This is a genomic window from Clostridium tarantellae, assembly GCF_009295725.1.
Classification (GTDB): domain Bacteria; phylum Bacillota; class Clostridia; order Clostridiales; family Clostridiaceae; genus Sarcina; species Sarcina tarantellae.
This window is the reverse complement of sequence record NZ_WHJC01000408.1, coordinates 1-2,395: the sequence shown is the minus strand read 5'-3', so window position 1 is coordinate 2,395 and position 2,395 is coordinate 1. Positions and strand designations below refer to the sequence as shown.

General features: G+C 24.3%; 3 protein-coding genes. All 3 read left to right on the top strand.

Features of this window, described 5'->3' with window-relative positions; translation table 11 throughout:
• Positions 1–92 precede the first annotated feature (92 nt).
• The 3 genes from GBZ86_RS15065 (at position 93) to GBZ86_RS15055 (ending at position 2,256) form a co-directional block, all read left to right on the top strand.
• Complete coding sequence (locus GBZ86_RS15065) at positions 93–407, top strand: hypothetical protein (RefSeq protein WP_327445283.1); 315 nt, start codon at positions 93–95, stop codon at positions 405–407.
• 34 nt (positions 408–441) lie between these two features.
• Complete coding sequence (locus GBZ86_RS15060) at positions 442–1,662, top strand: DEAD/DEAH box helicase (RefSeq protein ID WP_152892009.1); 1,221 nt, start codon at positions 442–444, stop codon at positions 1,660–1,662.
• A gap of 84 nt (positions 1,663–1,746) precedes the next feature.
• A complete protein-coding gene (locus GBZ86_RS15055; protein ID WP_152892007.1) occupies positions 1,747–2,256 on the top strand; it encodes a DUF4358 domain-containing protein in 510 nt (169 codons plus the stop codon).
• Positions 2,257–2,395: the final 139 nt, after the last annotated feature.

The window sequence follows — 2,395 nt, the reverse complement described above, 5'->3', positions numbered from 1 at the left end:
ATTTAAGATAAAATTTGAATAAAATATTGTATACACTTGTATAAGGTTGTATTATAGTTAATTAGTAATAAATTTTAATGGAGGAATTTAAAGTGGCTAAAAAAACTAGTAGAAATAATGATTTTTTAAGTAGATATAGAAGTTCTACATCACCTAAAATATATTCATTATTATTAGATTTAGTTAATGACAATAGAGAAGATTTAGCAAAGGAGGTAATAAAGGTAGATTATTTAATAGATTATTTCAATAATTGTATAAAGAAAAGAGATTTTAAAGAGGGAAAAGAAACATTAAATAAAATAAAAGAAAGAATACAGGTATTAAAAAAAGAAAATGTAGATATAGCTCATTTAGAGCATTTATATAATCATATATTAAAAATTAATAAAGTAAAAAGTTTATAAAACATAAGAGTAAATATATTTTAAGGAGAGAAAAATGAAAAAATTTACAGAATTAGAATTAGATGAAGCGTTGATAGTAGCATTAGAAAAAATGGGGATTAAAGAACCAACAGATATTCAAAATAAAATGATTCCTTTAGTTAAAGAAAATAAAAATATTATAGGACAATCTCAAACGGGAACAGGAAAAACATTAGCTTATCTTTTACCTATAATAGAAAAAATAGATATTAATAAAAAAGAAATGCAAGCAATTATACTAGCACCAACCCATGAATTAGCAGTACAAATAAATAATACAATTTTAGATTTGAAAAAGAATAGTAATAAAGAAATAACATCTACTACGTTAGTTGGTAGTGGAAATATAACTAGACAAATTGAAAAGTTAAAAAGTAAACCTCATATTATAGTAGGTTCGTCAGGTAGAATATTAGAATTAATAAAAAAGAAAAAAGTTTCAGCCCACACAATAAAAACTCTTGTTATTGATGAAGGGGATAAGTTATTAGATTATATGAATATAGAAAGTGTAAATGCCATAATAAAATCTTGTCAAAGAGACATTCAAAAAATATTAGTATCAGCAACTTTAGTAACTAAAACTTTTGAAGTAGCTAAGAAAGTAATAGGTAATTGTGAAATTGTTCAAAGTGTAGAAGAAAATAAGGTTAATAGTGATATAGAACATGGATATTTTTTAGTAGAACATAGAGAAAAAGTAGATACTTTAAGAAAATTAATATATGCATCTAAAGCTAAAAAAACTATTGTATTTATAAATAAAAATTATGATGTTAATATGACATTATCAAAACTTAGATTTCATAAAATTAAAGCGGAAGCGCTTCATGGTACAAATAAAAAAGAAGAAAGAAAAAATGCATTAGAAGGTTTTAGAAAGGGAGATATTCAAGTTCTTATAGCTTCAGATATTGCTGCCAGAGGTCTTGATATTAAAGGAGTTACACATATAATAAATTTAGATATTCCAGAGGACAATAAGGATTATTTACATAGAGTTGGAAGAGTTGGAAGAGCTGGTGAGAAGGGAACTGCTTATTCACTTGTGGATAAGAGAGAATTACCTTTAATTAATGAATACGAAAACAAGTTTAAAGTATCAATTCCACAAATGTACATTTATGAAGGTGAAGTAAATATTGAACCTAAAAAGAAAGTTTATAAAAAATATAAAAGTAAAGATAAAAAAGATAATAATAAGAAGAAAAAAACTAAATTTAAGAAAAATTAATTTTAAAAATAAAGTGTTGGAAAAAATATCATAATGGTATATAATGTTTACATAACAAAAACTTTTAAAAGTGGGGAATTTTAGATGAAAAAAATATTAGTTAGTGTTTTAGCAGCCATTATGTTAGGATCAACTTTAACAGCTTGTGGGAAATCTAATACAGAAAAACCAGGTGCAAGCTCAGGAAAAGAAGATACTATAAATATATCAACAAAAGAAATAGCAGAGGCTATTAATGAAAAAATTCAAGTAAGAATGCCACAACCTGTGGATGATAATATGGCAAAAGATTTATTTCAGTTAAATTTAGATGACGTAGAAGAATATAATATAATTTCTACTGGTATAAGCCCAGGGGTAGATACTATTGCTATAGTCAAGGCTAAAGAAGGAAAAGTTGAAAATGTAAAAACTTCCTTTGAAAAGTATTTAGAAATAAAAAAGCAACCACCAGTTTATCCAGTAGATTTAGAAACCTTAGAATCAGCAAAAATTGAGGAAAAAGGTAATTATATTGCTTTATTAATAACAATGGAAAATGAAGGTGTAAATGTAGATACTGCTTCTAAAATATTTAATGAAAAATTAAAATAATTTAATAATTTTAATTTTCTATAATAAAAACTATGAAACCTAGATATTATCTAATTTCATAGTTTTTTTAGCTATAAACATTAATGTACATAAGTGAATTTATGGGGGAATTTTATTTATGGTATTTAGTAGTATATTG

Excerpts from the sequence above, each read along its gene's own strand:
- GBZ86_RS15055 (WP_152892007.1), top strand. The coding sequence starts at position 1,747 with ATGAAAAAAATATTAGTTAGTGTTTTAGCAGCCATTATGTTAGGATCA.
- GBZ86_RS15060 (WP_152892009.1), top strand. The coding sequence starts at position 442 with ATGAAAAAATTTACAGAATTAGAATTAGATGAAGCGTTGATAGTAGCA.